This window comes from Amycolatopsis solani (assembly GCF_033441515.1).
Classification (GTDB): domain Bacteria; phylum Actinomycetota; class Actinomycetes; order Mycobacteriales; family Pseudonocardiaceae; genus Amycolatopsis; species Amycolatopsis solani.
Window position 1 is genome coordinate 4392010 of record NZ_JAWQJT010000001.1, and the last position, 20590, is coordinate 4412599.

Annotated in this window: 19 protein-coding genes; 18 read left to right on the plus strand and 1 reads right to left on the minus strand. The window is 73.0% G+C overall.

What is annotated here, in order from left to right; all coding sequences use genetic code 11:
* Positions 1-183: 183 nt before the first annotated feature.
* From SD460_RS20470 to SD460_RS20555, 18 genes are all read left to right on the plus strand, one after another.
* Complete coding sequence (locus SD460_RS20470) at positions 184-1041, plus strand: hotdog family protein (protein WP_290060930.1); 858 nt, start codon at positions 184-186, stop codon at positions 1039-1041.
* Positions 1038-1679: a methyltransferase family protein gene (locus SD460_RS20475; RefSeq protein ID WP_290060928.1), complete on the plus strand. Its 642-nt coding sequence runs from the start codon at positions 1038-1040 to the stop codon at positions 1677-1679. The genes SD460_RS20470 and SD460_RS20475 overlap by 4 nt, the downstream gene beginning before the upstream one ends.
* Complete coding sequence (locus SD460_RS20480) at positions 1676-4285, plus strand: PEP/pyruvate-binding domain-containing protein (protein ID WP_290060927.1); 2610 nt, start codon at positions 1676-1678, stop codon at positions 4283-4285. The genes SD460_RS20475 and SD460_RS20480 overlap by 4 nt, the downstream gene beginning before the upstream one ends.
* The gene (locus SD460_RS20485; protein ID WP_318306514.1) at positions 4285-5478 is read left to right on the plus strand and encodes a cytochrome P450; all 1194 of its coding nucleotides are present in this window, start codon (positions 4285-4287) and stop codon (positions 5476-5478) included. The genes SD460_RS20480 and SD460_RS20485 overlap by 1 nt, the downstream gene beginning before the upstream one ends.
* Positions 5475-6590: a hypothetical protein gene (locus SD460_RS20490; protein ID WP_318306515.1), complete on the plus strand. Its 1116-nt coding sequence runs from the start codon at positions 5475-5477 to the stop codon at positions 6588-6590. The genes SD460_RS20485 and SD460_RS20490 overlap by 4 nt, the downstream gene beginning before the upstream one ends.
* The gene (locus SD460_RS20495; RefSeq protein WP_318306516.1) at positions 6587-7252 is read left to right on the plus strand and encodes a dTMP kinase; all 666 of its coding nucleotides are present in this window, start codon (positions 6587-6589) and stop codon (positions 7250-7252) included. The genes SD460_RS20490 and SD460_RS20495 overlap by 4 nt, the downstream gene beginning before the upstream one ends.
* Positions 7249-8070 (plus strand): LLM class F420-dependent oxidoreductase, encoded by an 822-nt coding sequence (locus SD460_RS20500; RefSeq protein ID WP_290062897.1) that lies wholly within the window; start codon positions 7249-7251, stop codon positions 8068-8070. Before SD460_RS20495 ends, SD460_RS20500 begins: the two co-directional genes overlap by 4 nt.
* Positions 8071-8154: 84 nt before the next feature.
* Positions 8155-9474: an MATE family efflux transporter gene (locus tag SD460_RS20505; RefSeq protein ID WP_318306578.1), complete on the plus strand. Its 1320-nt coding sequence runs from the start codon at positions 8155-8157 to the stop codon at positions 9472-9474.
* 222 nt (positions 9475-9696) lie between these two features.
* Positions 9697-11022, plus strand: coding sequence for an MFS transporter (locus SD460_RS20510; RefSeq protein WP_318306517.1), 1326 nt, complete (start codon positions 9697-9699; stop codon positions 11020-11022).
* A gap of 44 nt (positions 11023-11066) precedes the next feature.
* On the plus strand, positions 11067-11972 hold the full coding sequence (gene truB / locus SD460_RS20515) for a tRNA pseudouridine(55) synthase TruB (protein ID WP_290055119.1): 906 nt from the start codon (positions 11067-11069) through the stop codon (positions 11970-11972).
* Between the two features lie 29 nt (positions 11973-12001).
* Positions 12002-12985 (plus strand): bifunctional riboflavin kinase/FAD synthetase, encoded by a 984-nt coding sequence (locus tag SD460_RS20520; RefSeq protein ID WP_290055116.1) that lies wholly within the window; start codon positions 12002-12004, stop codon positions 12983-12985.
* Positions 12986-13082: 97 nt separating this feature from the next.
* Positions 13083-13556, plus strand: coding sequence for a helix-turn-helix domain-containing protein (locus SD460_RS20525; RefSeq protein WP_086861159.1), 474 nt, complete (start codon positions 13083-13085; stop codon positions 13554-13556).
* Positions 13556-14059, plus strand: coding sequence for an RNA 2',3'-cyclic phosphodiesterase (thpR, locus tag SD460_RS20530; protein ID WP_318306518.1), 504 nt, complete (start codon positions 13556-13558; stop codon positions 14057-14059). The genes SD460_RS20525 and thpR overlap by 1 nt, the downstream gene beginning before the upstream one ends.
* Positions 14060-14189: 130 nt before the next feature.
* A complete protein-coding gene (gene rpsO, locus SD460_RS20535) occupies positions 14190-14459 on the plus strand; it encodes a 30S ribosomal protein S15 (RefSeq protein WP_155545968.1) in 270 nt (89 codons plus the stop codon).
* 231 nt (positions 14460-14690) lie between these two features.
* Complete coding sequence (locus SD460_RS20540) at positions 14691-16934, plus strand: polyribonucleotide nucleotidyltransferase (protein WP_290055105.1); 2244 nt, start codon at positions 14691-14693, stop codon at positions 16932-16934.
* A gap of 134 nt (positions 16935-17068) precedes the next feature.
* Positions 17069-18433, plus strand: a complete 1365-nt coding sequence (locus tag SD460_RS20545; protein ID WP_290055103.1) for a M16 family metallopeptidase — start codon at positions 17069-17071, stop codon at positions 18431-18433.
* Positions 18430-19170, plus strand: a complete 741-nt coding sequence (gene dapB, locus SD460_RS20550) for a 4-hydroxy-tetrahydrodipicolinate reductase (protein ID WP_290055100.1) — start codon at positions 18430-18432, stop codon at positions 19168-19170. The genes SD460_RS20545 and dapB overlap by 4 nt, the downstream gene beginning before the upstream one ends.
* Positions 19167-19625 carry a tetratricopeptide repeat protein gene (locus SD460_RS20555; protein ID WP_290055097.1) on the plus strand — a complete coding sequence of 153 codons (459 nt, stop codon included), beginning with the start codon at positions 19167-19169 and terminating at the stop codon, positions 19623-19625. Before dapB ends, SD460_RS20555 begins: the two co-directional genes overlap by 4 nt.
* On the opposite strand, the gene SD460_RS20560 is transcribed toward SD460_RS20555, so the two are convergent.
* On the minus strand, positions 19611-20576 hold the full coding sequence (locus SD460_RS20560; protein ID WP_290055095.1) for a substrate-binding domain-containing protein: 966 nt from the start codon (positions 20574-20576) through the stop codon (positions 19611-19613). The genes SD460_RS20555 and SD460_RS20560 overlap by 15 nt on opposite strands.
* Positions 20577-20590 lie beyond the last annotated feature (14 nt).

Genomic DNA, 20590 nt, shown 5'->3' on the forward strand with positions numbered 1-20590 from the left:
GGACGCACCGAACGCCACATTGGGGCGCTTGGCCGGCTCCGGGAGATCGTGCGGAACGCACTGGCCGCCCGGGAGTTCGGCACTTCGTTCACCGTCTCCGCACTGGGGAGCAATCCCCGCCGCGATCACGCGCGATGCTGCGGTGACGCCGGTCGAGTCCGGCGGGGAGCGAAGGAGGCGTGCATGAGCGAAGCGAAGCCGCTGACCGGGCCGGTGCGGAAAACGGGTCCAGGGTGGACCGCGGGACTGACCGTCCCGCGCGAACACCCCTTCTTCTTCGACCACCCGCTCGACCACCTGCCCGGCTCGCTCACCATCTGCGGCCTGCTCGACCTCGCCGAGTCGGTGACCGGGCGGCCGGGCGGGGCCGAGCGGCTGGTGCTCGACCTGCGCTTCCCGGCGATGGGCACGCTGGCCGGCCCGGTCGAGCTCGGTCTCGCCCCGGAACCGGGCGTGCCCGGGCAGTGGTCGCTGCTGGCCCAGCAGGCCGACGCCGACATCTGCGCCGGGACCCTGCGGCGGGTCGCCGGTCTCGCCCGTCCGGCCGCGGCCCCGCACCCCGGCGACACCCGGGACGCGTTGTGTCCCAAGGACCTCGTGCACCGCGTCGACGAGGACAACATCGTGCTCGGCGTCCCGGCCGACGCCGGGGCGGAGGTCACCGCGCCGGCCCTGCTCGCCCGGCCGGGCCACTACCTGGACTCCGGTGAGCCCGCTTTCTCGGCGCGCGGCCTGATCGAGTCGAGCCGGCAGTTCTTCACCGTGCTGGAGCACTGGGCGGCGGGCTGGTCCTACGGCACCACGGTCCTGTGGACGGCCTTCCACGCCGACCTGCCGGCGTCGCCGCCGAGCCCGGCGTACTCGTTCCGCTGGGTCCGCGAGCCGGTGAAGCGCACCAAGCTGGCCGTCTCGTTCGACCTGCTGGACGCCGGTGGCGTGGTCGCCGGCCGGTTCGAGTACGTCGCCATCACCGTCAGCGCCGCCGCGTACGAGCGGTTCCGCGCCGCGCGTGACCGCTTCTCCGGGGAGGCCGCCGCGTGATCGGCCTCGTGCGGGTGAACCAGGTTCCCCGGCTCCTGTACTTCGTCATCGTCGCCGCGCTCGGCGTGGGCCTCGTGCTCCGCCTGCTGTCGGCCGCCGACCCGCGGTCCGCGGTCGCCGCCGGGTTCGTGCTGGTCCACCTGGTCTGGATCGTCGCGGAATCGCGGATCACCTTCACCCCCGCCGGCACGTCGCCGCCCGACCCGACGGTGCTGCCCTACGGCTTCTCGCGCACCGTGGTCGTCGTCTCCGGCGCGCTCGGCCCGCTGCCGTGGGGCGGGATCGGCTGGTGGGTGCTGGCCCCCGCCGCCCTGTTCCTGGGCGGGATCGCGCTGCGGCTGCGGGCGATCGGCGAGCTCGGGCGGTTCTACACCCACCGCGTGCTGCGCCACGACGGCCACGAGGTCGTCACCACCGGGCCGTACCGCGCGGTCCGCCACCCGGCGTACACCGGGATGCTGGTGGCCAGCGCCGGCTACACCGCCTACCTGTTCACCGTGCCAGGCGCCGTCGGGCTGGTGGTGCTCGCCGGTGCGCTGGTGTGGCGGATCCGCGTCGAGGAACGGATGCTCTTCGGCGTCCCGGGGTACCCCGCGTTCGCCGCCGGCCGAGCCCGGCTGGTCCCGGGGGTGTGGTGACCGTGGAGCTCCTGCGCGACGGCCCGCGGCTGACCGACCCCGCCGCCGTCGGGAACAAGTTCGCCCGCCAGGCCGAGCTCCGCGCCGCGGGCTTCCGGGTCCCGGAGTTCTTCTGCGTGCCGGTGGAGGCGTTCGACGCCGCTCTCGCCCGTGCGGCCGCCGAGGACCCCGCCGACCGGCGGCGGGTGCTGAGCCGCGGCGGGGTCCCGGAGCCGCTGGCCGGGCGGCTGCTGGCGGCGTTCGACGAGCTCGCCGGTCCGGACGGCGTGGTCGCCGTGCGCGCCTGCGTCGTCGGCGACGGGGAGGACAGCGCGGCCGACCCGTTCGCCGGGATGAGCGACAGCTTCCTGAACGTGGGCCGCGAGGCCCTGCTCGCCCGGGTCGCCGAGTGCTGGGCGTCCGCGTTCACCGACCGGGCGGTGGCCTACCGGCGGCTGCGCGGCGCGGACCCGGGCGGGGCGCGGGTCGCGGTCGGCGTGCAGCGCATGGTGCCGGCGGCCCGCTCGTTCGTCGCGTTCAGCCGGGATCCGCGCACCGGGGCCGCGCACCACCTGGTCGCGGCCGCGTACGGCCTCGGCGAAGGCGTGGTTCAGGAGCTCGCCGACGTCGACCACTTCGCGCACGACCCCGCGACCGGCCGCGTGACGCGCACGGTCGTGCCGAAGCACCGCATGGTCGCCCCCGATCCCGCCCGCGCGGGGGAGCCGCGGGTGACCGGAGTCCCGGCCGGGCTCCGCGCCGCACCGGTGTTGACCGACGCCGAGGTGCGGGCTATCGGCGCTCTCGCCGCGCGGGTGGCCGCGCACTTCGGTGCCCCGCAGGACATCGAGGGGGCCCTGACCGCGGACGGGACGATCGAACTCGTCCAGGCGCGCCCGATCGTCTTCGCCGGGGACGACCCGGCCCCCGCGTCCGGTGTCCTCTGGACCAACCACAACCTGACCGAGAGCTTCCCGGGCGTCACCTGCGCGCTCACCTACTCGCAGGCCCAGGAGTTCTACGAGGTCTGCTTCCGCGGGTTCTACCGCCGGATCGGCGTGCCCGCCCGGCGGCTCGACCGGCACGCCGGCGACCTCGCGCGGATGATCGGGCTGCTCGACGGGCGCGTCTACTACCAGCTCGACGCCTGGTACCGGCTGCACGCCCTGATGCCGGGCTGGGGACAGCTGCGCCCGACGTGGCAGCGGACGCTGGGCCTGTCCGGCGACGAGCTCGACGACGCGCCGCCGCTGCCCCGGCACGGGTGGCTGACGACGCTCCGGGCGCTGCCCCGCGCGGTCGCGAGCCTGCTCGGGCACCCGCTCGCCGTGCGCCGCTTCCTGACGTGGTGGGACGATCTCGCCGCGGCCACCGGGCCGCTCGACGGCGTCGCGCCGGAGGAGCTGGTCCGCCGGTACCGCCGGATCTGGGCGGAGTTCGTCGGGCCGTGGCCGGTCACCCTGCTCAACGGCTACTTCCTGCTCGTCGGCCTGACCGTCACGCAACGGCTGCTGGCCCGCTGGACCGACGGCGACCCGGCGCTGCTCGTCGGGCTGCTGCCCGGCGGCCCGGAGAACCGCTCGCTGCTGGCCCTGCGGTCGGCGTTGCGGCTGGCCACGCGCTTGCGGCGGGACCCGCGGCTGGCCGCGGCGCTGGCGGACGGCACCGACCGGGAGGTGCACGACGCGATCGTCGGCGGCCGGTTCGGCAGCGACGTCGCCGAGGCGTTCGCGGAGCACCTGCGCCGGTACGGCGACCGGACCGTGCACGACCTGAAGCTCGAGGTCCGCACACCGCGCCAGGACCCGTGGCGGCTGATCGGCGTGCTGCGCCCGCTGGTGGCGAGCGGCGAGACCGCCGAGGGCAACCGCGCCGCGGAGCGCAACGCCCGCCGCGACGGCGTCCGGCGGCTGCGCCGGGCCTGCCCGAGCCCGGCGCGCCGGATCGCGCTCGGGCTCTGCGTGCGGGCGCTGCGGCGGTTCGTCAAGGCCCGCGAGGACACCCGGTTGTGCCGCAGTCAGCTCTACGGCGTCAGCCGCGACATCCTCTACCGGCTGGGTGCCGTCCTGGCCGCCGACGGCCGGCTCGCCGACGCCGGCGACGTCGTCCACCTGCGCGTGGACGAGGTGCTCGGCGCGATCGACGGCACGGGCGGGACGGCCGGGCTCGCGGACCTGGCCGCGCGGCGCCGGGCGGAACTCGAGGCGTGGCGCGAAAAACCCGCGCCGCCGGCCTACCTGTCCCCGGACGGCCCCGGCCGCGACGCCGCACGCAGCGGCCCCGCGCCGGGCGACGTCCTGCGGGGACTGGCGTCCAGCCGCGGCGTCGTCCGGGCCCGGGCGGCGGTGGTGCTCGACCCGACCGCCCCGGTCGAGGACTGCCGGGACCGCATCCTCGTCGCGCGCGAGACCGATCCCGGCTGGCTGTACCTGATGACCGCGGCGAAGGGCATCGTCGTCGAACGCGGCAGCCTGCTGTCGCACACCGCGATCACCGGACGGCTGCTGGGCATCCCGACCGTGGTGGCCGTGCCCGGCGCCACCACCGCCATCGCCGACGGCGGCTGGATCGAGCTGGACGGCGCGGCCGGCACGGTCCGGCTGCTGCGCACAGAGGAGGTTGCCTGATGAGCGCCCCGTCGTTCCCGTTCGCCGAAGGACCCGGCCTCGAACCGCCGCCGGAGTACCGGGAGATCCTCGGCGCCGGCGCGCTGTGCCCGGTGACGCTGGCGGGCGGGCGGCCCGCGGTGCTCGCCACGCGCTTCGACGACGTGCGGACCGTGCTCGGCGACCCGAGGTTCAGCCGCGAGGCCCACGGCGCGTTGTTCGACCGCGAGGCCGGCTCGCTCGCGCTGCTGCTGACCGACCCGCCGGTGCACACCCGGCGGCGCCGGACGGTCGCGGCCGGCTTCACGGCGCGGCGGGCCGAGGCCGCGCGCCCGGGACTGGCCGCGCTGGCGGCCGAGCTGATCGCCGGGCTGCGGGCGCGGGGCACCGAAGCGGAGCTCGTCGAGGAGTTCGCGGTGCCGTTCACGCTCGCGGTGATCAGCGATCTGCTCGGGGTGCCGGCCACGGACCGGGGCCGGTTCCGGCCGTGGGTCAACGCGATGATGTCGCGTGGCCACGCGTCGCCGGCGGAGGTCGCCGAGGGGCACCGCGCGATGCACGAGTACTTCACCGCGCTGGTCGACGAGATCTGGGCTGGCCGCGCCCCGCGCGAGGGCATCATCGCCGACCTCGCCCCGGTTCCCGGCCGGGCGGACGAGCTTTCGCGCGAGGAAGCCATCGTGATGAGCGCCGGGCTGCTCGTCGCGGGCTACGAGTCGACGAGCAACCAGCTCGCGTCGTGCGTCTACCTGCTGCTGACCGACCGCGCCCGCTGGGAGTCGCTGCGGGGCGAACCGGCGGCGCTCGACCGGGCGATCGAGGAGATGCTGCGCTGGACGTCGTTCACCACCGGCGGCGGCACCCCGCACGTCGCGACCGAGGACGTCCGGCTGACCGACCGGATGGTGCGCCGCGGCGAGGTGGTGGTGCCGCTGACCGACGCGGCCAACCGCGACGCCGAGGTGTTCGCCGACCCGCAGCGGCTGGACCTGGCCAGGGAACACAACCCGCACGTGGCGTTCGGTGCCGGGCGGCACCGGTGCCTCGGCGCCGAACTGGCGCGGGCCGAACTGCAGACCGGCCTCGCGGTCCTGCTGCGTGAACTGCCCGGACTCGAACTCGCGGTGCCCGAAGGGGCCCTGCGCTGGCGGAGGGAGATGCAGGTGAGCGGTTTGTGGGAGCTTCCGGTGCGCTGGGCGGGTGACGCGCGATGACCGAGCCCGCCATCCCCGACGTGTACTTCACCGAGCGGCAGATCGCGGCGGTCCGCCACGTGGTCGAGCACCGCCTCGGCGGCGAGATCGAACTGGCGTACCTGGCCGGCAGCCTCGCCGTCGGCCTCGGGCACGGGACGTCCGATGTGGACGTCTACGCCGTCGGCGACCACCTGCCCGGCCAGGACCACGGCTACGAGCACGACGGCGTGCTGGTGCACGTGACCAAACTGGACGGTGCGCTGGTGCGCCGGCTGGCCGCGCTCGGCACCCGGTTCACCGCCACCGGCACCGACCGGGAGCAGTTCCTGCTCGAGTTCAAGGTGCTCAACGCGCTCGTCCGGCTGACCACCGGGCACCGGGTCAAGGTGGCCCCGGCCTGGCAGGACGTGCTCGCGCCGCTGCGCCGGGACGTCGTGCGCCGGATCCTCGTCGCCCGGCACGCGAACATCTTCGCGGCCTTCGCCGAGGACGTCTGGGGCGCGCTGCTCAGCGGCGACCGCTACACCGCGGCGACGGCGTCCGCGATCGCGCTGGAGAACGCGGCGGAGGCACTGCTGGCGGCGGCCGACGACCTCTACGTCGGGCCGAAGTTCCTCTTCCGCAGGCTGCGGCGGACCGAGGCGACCGCGCCGTGGGCGGAGGAGCTGTGGCGGCTGCTCAACCAGGTCTTCGCCGCCGGGCTCGACGACGTCGAAGTCGTTGCAGCCCACCGGCTGCGCGTCGGCAACCTGCTGCTGTCGTGGTGCGTGACGGAGGGCTGGGACAAGCCGCTCGCCCAGCTGCCCGCCCCGGCGGGGGAGACGTCCCGGCGCAGCCCCTTCTTCGCGCCGGTGCGGTTCTCCGAGGGCATCGCGCTGATGAGCGACGACGAGGCGTACGCGGTCGACGAATCGGTCGTGGCGGCCTGGCGCGACGCCGACCGCTTCGGCCTCGACGGCGGTGAGCTGTCCCCGGCCCTGCGCGGCCTGCTGGCGATCGGCGCGCTGGACGGCCCCGACCGGCCGGGCGCGGGCGCGCGCAACCCCCGGCTGCCCGCGGATCCGGCGGTGACCGCGCTGATCCGGGAGCAACCCGGGTACACGGTGCACCCGCAGGTCGCGCGCCCGTGACCGTCCGAAGTGGACCCGTCGTCGCGGTGGTCGGCGCCGACGGGGCCGGCAAGTCGACGGTGACGGCGCTGCTGGCCGAGCGGCTCACCGCCGCCGGCCACGCGGCGGCGCGCGTCGACCGCTGGGACATCGCCGACGCCGTCCGGTACCCCACCGCGAGCTGCCTGACCGGCGACGTCGCCGTGGCGCGCCGGTGCGCTGCGCTGATGCCCGGCGTGCCCCGGCTGCTGTTCCTGCTGTGGGCTTCGGCGCTGGCGCTCACCGGCCGGCCGGCCGGGACCGGGGAGATCCTGCTGCTCGACGGGCACTGGCAGAAGCACGCCGCGAGCGAAATCGCTTACGGCGCCGACGTGTCCTGGGTGGAGGCGGTCGGCGCGGGGCTGCCCGCCGCGGACCTCACCGTCCACCTCCGCATCGACCCCGAAGACGCGTGGGCGCGCAAGGACGGCCGGGCGGTGCCGTTCGAGTGCGGGATGGACCTGTCGTGCTCCCGGGAGAGTTTCCTGGCCCACCAGCGGTCGATCGCGGCCACGCTCGACCGCTGGGCGGCCCGCGATGGCTGGCTGGTCCTCGACGCCCGCACCCCGCCGGAGCGGCTGGTGGCGCGGCTCGTGCCCCGGGTGCTCGCCCTGACCGGCGCGGAAGCGAGGGACAGCGCGTGAAGATCGGGCTGTGCGCGTTCCCCACCGACTACGGGATCGCGCCGGGCGCGCTGGCGGCCGCCGCGGAGGAACGCGGCTTCGAGTCGCTGTTCTTCTGCGACCACACGCACATCCCGGTGTCGCGCCGGACGCCGTACCCGCCCGGCGGCGCACTACCGCGGATGTACCTGCGCTCGCTCGACCTGTTCGGCGCGCTCACCGCGGCCGCGGCGGTGACCACCACGCTGCGGGTCGGCAGCGGCGTCTGCCTGGTGGTGCAACGGGATCCGATCGTCACGGCCAAGCAGGTCGCCACCCTCGACCTGCTCAGCGGCGGCCGGTTCCTCTTCGGCGTCGGCGCGGGCTGGAACCGCGAAGAGATGGCCCACCACGGCACCGACCCGCGCACCCGGATGCGGCTGCTCGCCGAGCGGGTGCGCGCGATGCGGGCCATCTGGACCGAGGACGAGGCCGAGTTCCACGGCGAGTTCGTCGACTTCGACCCGCTCTGGTCGTGGCCGAAGCCCCGCCGCGTCCCGCCGGTGCTGGTCGGCGGCATGGGCCCGGGAGTGGAGGACCGCGTCCTCGCCTGGGGCGACGGCTGGCTGGCCCAGAACGTGACCGCGGACACGATCGGCGCCTTCGCCGTCCGCCTGGGCCGCCTGCGGGAGCGTGCCGGCGCGCCCGTGCCGGTGACGTTGTTCAACGGTGCCGCCGACCCGGCGATGCTGGCCCGCTACGCGGAGCTGGGCTTGGAACGGGTGTTGCTCCTGGTCCCGGACGCGGGCGCCGACGTGGTGCTCCCGCGGCTGGATCACCTGGCGGCGCTGGTCGCGTGACCGGCGTCGGCCGGCGGGCCCGGAAAGTTCCGCCGTTCCCGCCGGTCAGGACTGTCGGTGGGGGCGGTTAGAGTCCGGTTCGTGGTGAACGTGGAGGAGACCGAGCGGGTGCCGGCGAAGCGCGTGCTGGGCCTGGCCGTGCCCGCGCTGGGGGTGCTGGCCGCCGAGCCGCTGTACGTGCTGGTCGACACCGCCGTGGTCGGGCACCTCGACGCGCTGTCGCTGGCGGGCCTCGCGCTCGGCGGGGTGGTGCTGGCGCAGGTGTCGAGCCAGCTGACGTTCCTGTCCTACGGCACGACGTCCCGCACGGCGCGCCTGCACGGTGCTGGCCGCCGGGCGGACGCGGTCCGCGAAGGCGTCCAGGCGACGTGGCTGGCGCTGTTCGTCGGGTTCTTCGTGCTCGGCGCCGGGCAGCTGCTGGCGTGGCCGATCGCCCGCGCGCTCTCGGGCAGCGACGAGATCGCGTCCGCGGCCGTGTCGTGGCTGCGGATCGCGCTGTTCGGGGCGCCGCTGATCCTCGTCACGATGGCGGGCAACGGCTGGATGCGCGGGGTGCAGGACGCCGCGAAGCCGTTGCGGTACGTGCTGGCGGGCAACGGGATCTCGGCCGTGCTGTGCCCGGTGCTCGTCTACGGGGCCGGGCTCGGCCTGGAGGGCTCGGCGATCGCGAACGTCGTCGCGCAGGTGATCTCGGCGGCGCTGTTCTTCGCGGCGCTGGTGAAGGAGAAGGTGGGGCTGCGCCCGGACTTCAAGGTGATGCGCGCCCAGCTCGGCCTGGGCCGCGACCTGGTCCTGCGCAGCCTGGCGTTCCAGGCGTGCTTCGTCTCGGCGGCGGCGGTCGCGGCCCGCACGTCGACCGAAGCGGTCGGCGCCCACCAGGTGGTGCTGCAGCTGTGGACGTTCCTCGCGCTGGTCCTGGACTCGGTGGCGATCGCGGCGCAGTCGCTGGTCGGCGCGGCCTTGGGAGCGAACTCGGCGCGGCAGGCCCGCGGGGTCGCCAACCAGATCACGGCGTACGGGCTGCTGCTGGGGTGCTTCCTGTGCGTGCTGTTCGCGGCGCTGTCGTGGGTGCTGCCGCACGCGTTCACGTCCGACCCGGGCGTACTGGCGGAGATCCCGCACGCATGGTGGTTCTTCGTGGCCCTGCAGCCGATCGCGGGGGTGGTGTTCGCCCTGGACGGAGTGCTGCTCGGCGCTGGCGACGCGGCCTTCCTCCGCAACGCGACCCTCGGCAGCGCGGCGCTGGGCTTCCTGCCGCTGATCTGGGCGTCCCTGGGCTTCGGCTGGGGCCTGACGGGGATCTGGACCGGGCTGTCGCTGTTCATGGTGATCCGGCTGGCGTTCGTGGTGGCCCGCTGGCGCTCCGGCACCTGGGCGGTGACGGGCGCGATCCGCCCGGCCTGACCCGCTCTGTGCCCGGCTGCCCCCACGACCGCGGGCCGCCCCGTTCACCCGTCCGAGCGACGCCCCCCGGCAACACCCTGACCACGTGTGACGCCCCCGACCCTGTGGCGAAAACCACCCGGATAACGGCTATGTTTCGCCGTTGCTTAGGCGATACAAGTAGTAGGGACGGCAGCGCAGGCGTTCCACGCCCCGAACACCGCCGAACCCCTGGAGGTCATCGTGCCGCCCGCCACCGGCCGCGCCACCGCACGGTCCTGGCTCATCTGGCTCGCCGCCGTCACCGTCTACCTCCTCGCGGTCTTCCACCGCACCTCCTTCGGCGTCGCCGGGCTGCAGGCGGCCGAACGGTTCGGAGTCGGGGCCGCCGCGCTCGGCACCTTCACCGTCCTCCAGGTCGGCGTCTACGCCGCGATGCAGATCCCGACCGGGGTCCTGGTCGACCGCTACGGTCCCCGTCGCGTCCTCATCGCCGCCGTGCTGATCCTCGGGGCCGGGCAGCTCCTGCTCGGCATCGCGCACTCCTACGGCCTCGGCCTGCTCGCCCGCGGCGTCCTCGGACTCGGCGACGCGCTGACCTTCGTCAGCGTGCTGCGCCTGGTCGCGGCCCACTTCCCGGGCCGCCAGTACGCGCTGCTGACGTCGTTCACCGCCGCCGTCGGCTACATCGGCAACCTCGCCGCCACCGTTCCGCTGTCGCTGCTGCTCGACGTCTCCGGCTGGACCCCCACCTTCCTCGCCGTCGGTGCCCTCACCGTGCTCTACACGCTGGTCGTGGCGCTGCGGGTCCGGGACGTCCCGGACGGCGAAGCGCAGCCCGCCCGCGAGCAGGTCCGCCCGCGCCAGCTCGCCCACCAGGTCGCCGAAGCCTGGCGGACGCCGGGGACGCGGCTGGGCTTCTGGGTCCACTTCAGCACGATGTTCGCCCCGAACGCGCTGACGCTGCTGTGGGGCGTCCCCTGGCTGGTCCAGGGCCAAGGGCAGTCGAAGGCCGCCGCGAGCGCGCTGCTCACCGTGTTCGTCTTCGGGTCGATGGCGGGCGGGCCGCTGCTCGGCGGCGTGATCGGCAGGCACCCGTCGCTGCGGATGCCGCTGGTCGGCGGGTACATCGGCGGGGCCGCGCTGATCTGGGCGGTGCTGCTGAGCTGGCCCGGCACCGTTCCGGTGCCGGTGCTCGTGCCCGCGTTCGCCTTCCTCGCCCTCGGCGGCCCGGCGTCGATGATCGGGTTCGCGCTCGCCCGCGACTACAACCCGCTCTCCCGTGTCGGCACCGCGACCGGCGTGGTCAACGTCGGCGGGTTCGTGGCGACCACGATCGCCGCGCTCGCCGTCGGCGTGCTGCTGGAGTGGACCGGCGGGAACTTCCGGCTGTCGCTGCTGGCGATCGTCGCGATCCTCGCCGTGGGCACCTCCCGGATGCTCGTCTGGTGGCGCCGCACCCGCGCCCACCTGTTCCTGGCCGAGGCCCGCGGCGAGGAGCTGCCGGTCCGGATCACGCGCCGCCGCTGGGACGCCGCACTACCGGAGACGCCGATCGTCGCCGCCTGAACGGCCTGATCGTTCCCCAATCGGCGGCCGCTAGGGTTTGCCGCGTGTCGAGCCCCAAACCGCCCCGCCGTCCCGCCCCGCCGCCCGGTCTGCTGATCGTCGACAAGCCCGCCGGGATGACGTCGCACGACGTCGTCGCCCGCGCTCGCCGCATCATGGGCACCCGCAAGGTCGGGCACGCCGGCACGCTCGACCCGATGGCGACCGGCGTGCTGGTGCTCGGCATCGAGCGCGCCACCAAGCTGCTCGGCCACCTGGCGCTGGACCGCAAGACCTACCTGGCCACCCTGAGCCTCGGCAGCAGCACCACGACCGACGACGCCGAGGGCGAAGTCCTCACGACCGGGGACACCGGGAAGGTCACCGACGACGGCATCGCCGAAGGCGTCGCGAAGCTGACCGGCGACATCCAGCAGGTGCCGAGCGCGGTCAGCGCGGTCAAGATCGACGGCAAGCGCGCCTACGCCCGCGTCCGCGCCGGCGAAGACGTCGTCATCCCGGCGCGCCCGGTCACCGTCTACCGCTTCGACGTCCTGGCCGTCCGGCACGAGGAGGACCACGTCGAGCTCGACGCCGTCGTCGAGTGCTCGTCCGGCACCTACGTCCGCGCGCTGGCCCGCGACCTCGGCGCGGACCTCGGCTGCGGCGGGCACCTGAAGGCGTTGCGGCGCACCACGGTCGGCCCCTTCACGCTGGCCAAGGCCCGCACCCTCGACCAGCTCGAGGAGCAGCCCGAGCTGAGCCTGGACCTCGACGCCGCCGTCGCCGCCGCCTTCCCGAGGCGCGACCTGGACGCGGCCACGGCGAAGGCGGTCCGGCACGGGCAGCGCATCCCCGCGGCCGGGCTCGAAGGCACCTACGGGCTCTTCGGACCCGACGGCCGGGTCCTCGCGCTGGCCGCGGACGAACAAGGCGTGTCCCGCGCGGTGGTGGTGTTGCTGCCCGCCTAGGGTGGGCCTTACAGAGACGGGAGTGCGACGTGCTGCGGTGGCGTGGGCTGGGGGACCTTCCCGGCGGCTGGGGCCGGTGCGTGGTCACCATCGGCGTGTTCGACGGGGTGCATCGCGGGCACCAGGAGCTGATCAGCCGGACCGTGGCCGCGGCGGCCGAACGGGGGCTGCCGAGCGTCATGCTGACGTTCGACCCGCACCCGTCGGAGGTGCTGCGCCCGGGCAGCCACCCGGCGCAGCTGACCACGTTGCGGCGCAAGGCGGAAATCGTCGAGAGCCTCGGCGTCGACGTCTTCTGCGTGCTGCCGTTCACCTTGGAGCTGTCCCGGCTGGCGCCGGAGGAGTTCGTGCACGAGGTCCTCGTCGACCGCCTGCACGCGGCCGCGGTGATCGTCGGCGACAACTTCACCTTCGGCGCCAAGGCCGCCGGCGACGTCGCGATGCTGCGCACCCTCGGCCGCCGCTTCGGCTTCGCCGCCTACGGCGCGGAACTGCAGGGCAAGGAACTGTCCGAAGAGGACCAATCGGCGATCACCTTTTCCAGCACGTACGTCCGGTCGTGCATCGACGCCGGTGACGTCGTCGCGGCGGCGGAGGCGCTCGGCCGCCCGCACCGCCTGGAGGGCATCGTCGTCCGCGGCGACGGCCGCGGCCACGAGCTGGGCTACCCGACGGCGAACCTGTCGACGCCGCGCTTCGCCGCCGTCCCGGCCGACGGCGTGTACAGCGCGTGGTTCACCCGCTCGGCGGACCCGTCGCGCCGGCTGCGCGCCGCGGTGTCGGTGGGCACGAACCCGACGTTTTCCGGGCGCGAGCGGACCGTCGAGGCGTTCGTCCTCGACGTCGACGAAGACTTCTACGGCCAGCACGTGGCGATCGACTTCGTGACGCGGCTGCGTGACCAGGTCCGCTTCGCCGACTCGGCCGGGCTCGTCACGCAGATCGACGAAGACGTGATCGAGACGAGAAAGGCACTCGAAGTGCCCTCGGACGCCCCGACCGGGGACGAATAGGGGATTTCGCGGTCACGCGCCGGACGGCGATGGCAAGATGCTCACGGACGGTGCTCGCAGGCCGTCCGGCCAAGCGGGTTTTAGGGGAGCGGAACTGGTGGAGGACCACAAGATCGTCCAGCGGAACATCGCGTTGCAGCGCGAGTGGTACGGGGAGCCGCTCGGCGACCGCGTGCGCCGGCTCGTCGTGGCGTTCGACGTTTCGCAGGCGTTCTTGGCCGAAGTCCTCGGGATCAGCGCCCCCATGCTCAGCCAGGTGATGAGCGGGCGGCGGGCGAAGATCGGCAACCCGGTCGTGCTGGCCAGGATGATCATGCTCGAGCGCAAGATCCTGGTGCCCGAGGTCGCCGCCGGCAACCGCGACGCGATGCTGGCCGCGATGGAGGACGTCCGCGACTCCCGCCCGACCGTCGGCCGCGACAACATCCCGGTGGTCAACGAGGACGCGAAGGTCCTCGCCTACCTGCGGGACCTGGCCGAGGACGAAGACCTCGGCGAGGCCGCCAAGCGCCTCGACGACGAGTTCCCGGCCATCGCCGACCTGCTCCGCCGGGCGGGCAACGGCTCCTGATGCCGGTCCTGTTCAGCGCGCTGCTGCCGCCGGACGACGTCGTCGCGGCGGTCGCCGAAGCCGTGGGCGAGCCGGGCGGCGGGCTCCGCTGGGAGCCGCCGGAGCGCTGGCACGTCACGCTCGCCTACTACGGTCAGGACGACGTCGAGACCCGGGCGGCCTGGCTGGGGGAGCGCCTGGCCGGGCGGGCGGGCGCCGGCGTCCGGCTGGAAAAGGCCGCGACGTTCCCCGGGGTGCTGTGGTTGACTGCCGCCGGACCGGAGCTGACGCCGCTCGCGCACGCCGCGGGCGCCGACGCCGAGGCGAGGCCGTACACGGCCCACCTGACGCTCGCGAGGTTCCCCCGGGAAGAACCGGGGCTCGCCGCGCGTTGGAAGGAGAAGCTGGCCGGCTTCACGAGCCGGCAGTGGCACGCCGCCGAGGTGGCGCTCGTGGTCAGCGAGCGCGAGCCGGGTGGTCCCCGCTACCGGGTGGCGCGGGTGTTCGAGCTGGACGGCGCCTGAAGCCGCTGTTCAGCCGACTGGTAACCTCACGAGCGGGTCCGGCTGCAGTCCGTGGCGGCCGTGACCGTCTTCCCGGCGTGCATCCACGCCCGGGGCCGCACGGCACTGATTATTTCGAGGAGCAACACAAGTGGCGCTGTCCACCGAAGACAAGAAGTCGATCCTGGCCGAGTACGGCGTGCACGACTCGGACACCGGATCCCCCGAGGCCCAGGTCGCGCTGCTGACCAAGCGGATCGTCGGCCTCACCGAGCACCTCAAGGCTCACAAGCACGACCACCACTCGCGTCGCGGGCTCCTGCTGCTGGTCGGCCGTCGCCGCCGGCTGCTGAACTACGTGATGAAGGTGGACATCGAGCGTTACCGTGCGCTGATCCAGCGCCTCGGCCTGCGCCGATAGCTCGAAACCGAGGGGGAGCGGCCGGCGGCTGCTCCCCCTCGGTGCAAGTACGGAAACAACGGCGCGAGCGCGCACGAGGATCCCGTCCGCCGGTCCTCGGTAGTGGTTCCCGGGAAGAGTCCCGGGGGCTTCGATCGAAGACCGGCACCACTCCTCGAGCGTCCTCAGGCGAAATGGGTCCCAGGGTGGGAGACTCGCGCCGACTGAAGGAACCAAAGAGGAGAAACATCCATGACCGACTCCACCGGAGTCACCGTGCACGAGACCGAAGCCGTGATCGACAACGGCCGGTTCGGCACCCGCACCGTCCGCTTCGAGACGGGCCGCCTGGCCAAGCAGGCCGCCGGCGCCGTCGTCGCGTACCTCGACGAAGAGACCATGCTGCTCTCGGCGACGACCGCGTCGAAGCACCCGAAGGACCACTTCGACTTCTTCCCCCTGACGGTGGACGTCGAGGAGCGCATGTACGCGGCCGGCCGCATCCCCGGCGCGTTCTTCCGCCGCGAGGGCCGTCCCTCGACCGACGCGATCCTGACCTGCCGCCTGATCGACCGGCCGCTGCGCCCGTCGTTCGCCGACGGTCTCCGCAACGAGATCCAGGTCGTCATCACCGTCCAGAGCCTCAACCCGGACGACCCGTACGACGTGCTGGCCATCAACGCCGCTTCGGCGTCGACCCAGATCGCCGGCCTCCCGTTCTCGGGCCCGGTCGGCGGCGTGCGCGTCGCCCTGATCGAAGACCAGTGGGTCGCGTTCCCGACCTGGTCGCAGCTGGAGAAGGCGACCTTCAACATGGTCGTCGCCGGCCGCATCGTCGGTGACGACGTCGCGATCATGATGGTCGAGGCCGAGGGCACCGAGCACACGCTCGACCTGATCGCCGACGGCGGCAAGGCGCCGGACGAGGTCTCGGTCGCCGAGGGCCTCGAGGCCGCCAAGCCGTTCATCAAGGTGCTGTGCCAGGCCCAGCAGGAGCTGGCCGACGTCGCCGCCAAGCCGACCGGCGAGTTCCCGGTCTTCCCGGCCTACCAGCAGGACGCCTACGACGCCGTCGCCGCGATCGCGACCGACGACCTGGCGAACGCGCTCCAGATCGCCGGCAAGCAGGCCCGTGACGCCGCGACCGACGAGGTCAAGGCCGCCGTCCTGGAGAAGGTCGGCATCGGCGAGGGCGAAGCCTTCGCGGGCCGCGAGAAGGAGATCGGCGCCGCGTTCAAGGCGCTGTCCAAGCAGATCATGCGCAAGCGCGTCCTCACGGACAAGATCCGCATGGACGGCCGCGGCCTCACCGACATCCGGTCGCTCGCGGCCGAGGTCGCCGTGATCCCGCGGGCGCACGGTTCGGCGCTGTTCGAGCGCGGCGAAACCCAGATCCTGGGCGTCACCACGCTGAACATGCTTCGCCTGGAGCAGCAGATCGACTCGCTGTCCCCGGAGACGCACAAGCGCTACATGCACCACTACAACTTCCCGCCGTTCTCCACCGGCGAGACCGGCCGCGTCGGTTCGCCGAAGCGGCGCGAGATCGGCCACGGCATGCTCGCCGAGCGCGCCCTGGTCCCGGTGCTGCCGAAGCGTGACGAGTTCCCGTACGCGATCCGCCAGGTCTCCGAGGCGCTGGGCTCCAACGGCTCGACCTCGATGGGCTCGGTCTGCGCGTCCACGATGGGCCTGTACAACGCCGGCGTGCCGCTGAAGGCGCCGGTCGCGGGCATCGCGATGGGCCTCATCTCCGACGAGGTCGACGGCGAGACCCGCTACGTCGCGCTGACCGACATCCTCGGGGCCGAGGACGCCATGGGCGACATGGACTTCAAGGTCGCCGGCACCAAGGACATCATCACCGCCCTGCAGCTGGACACGAAGCTCGACGGCATCCCCTCCGAGGTGCTCGCCGCCGCGCTGAAGCAGGCGAAGGACGCTCGCCTCACCATCCTGGAGGTCATCGCCGAGGCGATCGACGGCCCGGACGAGATGAGCCCGTACTCGCCGCGCGTCACCAGCGTGAAGATCCCGGTGGACAAGATCGGCGAGGTCATCGGCCCGAAGGGCAAGATGATCAACTCGATCACCGAGCAGACCGGTGCCGACATCTCCATCGAGGACGACGGCACGATCTACGTGGGCGCGGCCGACGGCCCGTCGGCGGAGGCGGCGATCGACCTGATCAACGCCATCGCCAACCCGCAGCTGCCCAAGGTCGGCGAGCGCTTCCTCGGCACCGTGGTGAAGACGGCCGCGTTCGGCGCGTTCGTCTCGCTGCTGCCGGGCAAGGACGGCCTGGTCCACATCTCCAAGCTGGGCAACGGCAAGCGGATCGCCAAGGTCGAGGACGTCGTCAACGTGGGCGACAAGCTCCGCGTCGAGATCGCCGACATCGACAACCGCGGCAAGATCAGCCTGATCGTCGTCAAGGAGGACGAGGCTCCCGCAGCCGACGCCCCCGCCGCCGACGCCGAGAAGGCCGACGCGTAAGCAAGTCCAGTCAGCGTGAAGGCCTCCTGATCCGCTCGGTGCGGGTCGTGAGTGTTTAGTCGGGTTAGAACCCGACTAAACACTCACGACCGCCGGCGGCAGGGGGCCTTCGCGGCATCGTGAGTAAGGAACCCATGGCACGGCAGGTTTCCGGGCACGAACAGCCCGTCGGCACCACCCGCACGCTCGAGTCCACTCCGGACGGTGCGGTCGTCAAGCGCAGCGTGCTGCCCGGCGGCCTGCGCGTGATCACCGAGCACGTCCCGGCGTCCCGCTCGGCCACGGTCGGGCTGTGGGTCGGCATCGGCTCCCGCGACGAGCCGGTCGCCGTCGCCGGTGCCGCGCACTACCTCGAGCACCTGCTGTTCAAGGGCACGAAGAACCGCGACGCCAAGCAGATCGCCGAGGAGATCGACGCGGTCGGCGGCGAGTTCAACGCCTTCACGGCGAAGGAGCACACCTGCTACTACGCGCAGGTGCTCGACGCCGACCTCCCGCTGGCCGTGGACCTGGTCACCGACGTCGTGTTCGAGGCGCTGTGCACCGACCGCGACATGGACATGGAGCGCAGCGTCGTCCTCGAAGAGATTTCGATGCGCGACGACGACCCCGAAGACCTGCTGCACGAGACGTTCGTCAGCGCGATCCTCGGCGACCACGTGCTCGGCCGCCCGGTGCTCGGCACCGAGAAGTCGATCATCGAGATGTCGCCGTCCGCGCTGCGGAGCTTCTACAAGCGCCGCTACACCCTGCCGCGGATGGTGCTGGCCGTGGCCGGGAACGTCGACCACAACCAGGTGCTGCGCCTGGTGCGCAAGGCGCTCAAAGACCGCCTGAACGGGACCGCGACGCCGGTCGCGCCGCGCGAGGGCCGCGCCCGGATCAAGACCGTGCCGAAGCTGGCGCTGCACACCGACGACACCGAGCAGGCGCACGTCATGCTGGGCCTGCGGTCGCTGTCGCGCCACGACGAGCGGCGCTTCGCGCTGTCGGTGCTCAACGCGGCCCTCGGCGGCGGCATGAGCTCGCGGCTGTTCCAGGAGATCCGGGAGCAGCGCGGGCTGGCCTACCAGGTGTACTCGTCGGTCGCGAGCTACGCCGACACCGGCCACATGGCCGTGTACGCGGGCTGCCAGCCGGAGAAGCTCGGCGACGTCGCCGGCGTCATCCGCGAGCTGCTCGACAAGGTCGGCGTCGACGGCCTGACCGACGCCGAGGTGGCCCGCGCGAAGGGCCAGCTGCGCGGCGGGCTGGTGCTGGGCCTCGAGGACACGTCGTCGCGGATGTCACGGATCGGCAAGACCGAGCTCAACTACGGCCGCTACCTGGGCGTCGACGACACGATCGCGCGCATCGACGCGGTGACCACCGAGGACGTGTGTGCGCTCGCTCGCACTTTGTTCGCGCGCCCGGGCGGGGTCACGGCGGCGGCGGTCGTCGGGCCGTACGCTCACGCCGACGACCTTCCTGACGACCTGCACGAGGTGATCGCTTCATGACCATCAACGTCGGTGTGCTCGGTGCCCGGGGCCGGATGGGCGCGACGGTGGTGAAGGCCGTGGAAAGCGCGGGCGACATGAAGGTCGTCGCGGCGCTGGACGCGGGCGACGACTTCTCGGCGCTCGCCGAGGCGCAGGTGGTCGTGGACTTCACCCACCCCGACGCCGTGATGGACAACCTGAAGTACCTGGTGGAGCACGACGTCCACGCGGTCGTCGGCACCACGGGCTTCAGCGAGGAGCGGCTGGCCTCCTTGCGTGCCTTGCTGGAGCCGAAGCCGTCGCTGGGTGTGCTGATCGCGCCGAACTTCGCCCTCGGCGCGGTGCTGGCCATGCGGTTCGCGGCCCAGGCGGCGAAGTTCTACGCCTCCGCCGAGATCATCGAGCTGCACCACAACCGCAAGGCCGACGCGCCTTCGGGCACCGCCGCGCACACCGCCCGGATGATCGCCGCTGCGCGGGCCGAGGCGGGCGTGACGCCGGGCCCGGACGCGACGACGTCCGAGCTGGACGGCGCCCGCGGCGCTTCGGTCGAGGACGTCCACGTCCACTCGGTCCGCCTGCCGGGCCTGGTCGCCCACGAGGAGATCCTGTTCGGCGGCGAGGGGGAGACCCTGACCATCCGCCACGACTCCCTCGACCGGACGTCGTTCATGCCGGGCGTGCTGCTCGGCGTGCGCGAGGTGCTGAAGCGCCCCGGCCTGACGGTCGGCCTGGAAAACGTCCTCGACCTGTGAAGGCCCGCAACGTCGCGCTGCTGATGACGGCGGCGCTCGTCGTCTACCTGGTCCTGCTCGCCGACCGGGCGTTCGCGCTGTTCGCGTCGGGGACGGGCGCGGGGATCGCGCTGGGCGTCGGCGTGCTGCTGCTGCCGCTGCTCGGCATCTGGATCGTCGTCGTGACCTGGCGCAACGGCCTGCAGATCCAGCGGCTCTCGCGGCGTCTGGACGCCGAGGGCGAGCTCCCGGACGTCTCGGACCTGCCCCGCAGGCCCTCGGGCCGCGTGGACCGCGACGCGGCCGACGCGTGGTTCCAAGACCGCCGCGCGGAGGTCGAAGCGGATCAGGAGAACTGGCGGGCCTGGTACAAGCTGGCCTACGCGTACGACATCGCGGGCGACCGGCGCCGGGCCCGCGAGACGATGAAACGGGCGGTGGAGCTGGAAGCCGCCGACCGCTCAGGTGCCGAGTAGCTCCGGCGCGAAGATCTCTTCGAGCCGCCAGAGCCGGGACGACAGCCCCTGCTCGTAGTGGTACCTGAGGTAGGTCTCGAGGGTCACGCGGTTGGCGGAAATCCCGTAGGGCCACCAGTTTTCGCCGAAATGGGCGAGAGTTTCGTCGACCAGCGCGTTCGCCCACGGGACCATGGTCTGCACCTGGTAGAGCCGCCGGTTCCGGCGGTAGCGCGCCGCGGCGGCGTCCTTCGCGGCTTCGAACTCCGCGTAGACGCGACGGGCCAGGCCGGGGTCCTCCCGCAGGAGCTCCCGCCGGACGACGACCGTGTGCATGATCGGGAAGATCCCGGTGCGGCGGTGGTATTCGCGCTCTCGCGCCACGAAGTCCGGGAACAGGCGGGCGACGTTCGGGGAGCCGTCGAGCACGCACTGCGGGACGTTGGCGGAGAACAGCGCGTCGAGCTCGCCGGCGTCGAGCATGTCGCTCAGCGTCTTGCCGTCCCCGGCGGTGGTGACGTCGAGGGCCGGCGGGTGCGGGTGCGGGACGAAGCCGAAGGGCGCCGACGGGTGTTCGAGCCCGCCGATCACCCACCGGTTCGCCTCGGGCTCGAAGCCGTACTCGTCCATCAGGATGCCTTTGGCCCAGACGCCCGAGTCCTGGCCGTAGGTGCCGAATTCGCCGATGGTCCGGCCGGTGAGGTCACCCGGCCCGGTGATGCCGGCGTGGGTGTTGACGAAGACGCAGGAGTGCCGGAACACCCGGTTGGGGAAGATCGGCAACGCGACGAAGGGCGTGTCCTCTTCGAGCAGGCGCAGGTAGAACGTGAGGCCGAGTTCGGCGACGTCGAATTCGTTCCCGCGGATCAGCCGTTCGAAGATCTCCGGCAGCGTATCGGCGGTTTCCACGGTGGTCGTTTCGAACAGCCGGCTGGTGGTGTCGTAGCGGAAGCACCCGATCCTGAGGTCCATGCCCCTGATCATCG

What these genes read in the sequence shown, in the direction of transcription:
- dapB (WP_290055100.1), top strand. Translation starts at nt 18,430, where the DNA reads ATGACCATCAACGTCGGTGTGCTCGGTGCCCGGGGCCGGATGGGCGCG.
- SD460_RS20490 (WP_318306515.1), top strand. Translation starts at nt 5,475, where the DNA reads ATGACCGAGCCCGCCATCCCCGACGTGTACTTCACCGAGCGGCAGATC.
- thpR (WP_318306518.1), top strand. Translation starts at nt 13,556, where the DNA reads ATGCCGGTCCTGTTCAGCGCGCTGCTGCCGCCGGACGACGTCGTCGCG.
- SD460_RS20545 (WP_290055103.1), top strand. Translation starts at nt 17,069, where the DNA reads ATGGCACGGCAGGTTTCCGGGCACGAACAGCCCGTCGGCACCACCCGC.
- SD460_RS20560 (WP_290055095.1), bottom strand. Translation starts at nt 20,576, where the DNA reads ATGGACCTCAGGATCGGGTGCTTCCGCTACGACACCACCAGCCGGCTG.
- SD460_RS20540 (WP_290055105.1), top strand. Translation starts at nt 14,691, where the DNA reads ATGACCGACTCCACCGGAGTCACCGTGCACGAGACCGAAGCCGTGATC.
- SD460_RS20485 (WP_318306514.1), top strand. Translation starts at nt 4,285, where the DNA reads ATGAGCGCCCCGTCGTTCCCGTTCGCCGAAGGACCCGGCCTCGAACCG.
- SD460_RS20470 (WP_290060930.1), top strand. Translation starts at nt 184, where the DNA reads ATGAGCGAAGCGAAGCCGCTGACCGGGCCGGTGCGGAAAACGGGTCCA.